1 protein-coding gene is annotated in these 376 nt (G+C 79.0%); it reads right to left on the bottom strand.

The window, feature by feature from the left end:
• On the bottom strand, window positions 1-376 hold a 376-nt coding region (locus BST12_RS32720), incomplete at both ends, for a hypothetical protein (protein ID WP_211281436.1).

Genomic DNA, 376 nt, shown 5'->3' with positions numbered 1-376 from the left:
CCCCCGCCGATGCTGGTGCCGCCGTTGGCCGAACCGCCGTCGCCACCGGCCCCGCCGGTGTTGAACACTCCCAAGCCGCCGGTGCCGCCGAACCCGCCCTCACCCGTAGTGGTGGCCCCACCGGTGCCGCCCGCGCCACCGACGCCAAACAGCCCGCCGGTGCCTCCGTCACCGCCGCGACCACCGTGCAAGACGCCGAATCCGCCGGTGCCGCCGGTGCCGCCCGGACCTCCGAACAAGCCGCCGGCACCGGCAGCACCGCCGACCCCGCCGGTGGCGACCGGTGTGGCGCCGCCGACGCCGCCGGTGCCGCCGAGGCCCCACAACAGCGCCCGCCCGCCGGGCCCGCCGGGCCCGCCGTTGCTGACCGTGGAAG

The sequence above is a fragment of the Mycobacterium angelicum genome (assembly GCF_002086155.1).
Lineage (GTDB): Bacteria > Actinomycetota > Actinomycetes > Mycobacteriales > Mycobacteriaceae > Mycobacterium > Mycobacterium angelicum.
Note: the sequence above shows the minus strand (reverse complement) of the source record. Positions and strands in the feature narration are given on the sequence as shown.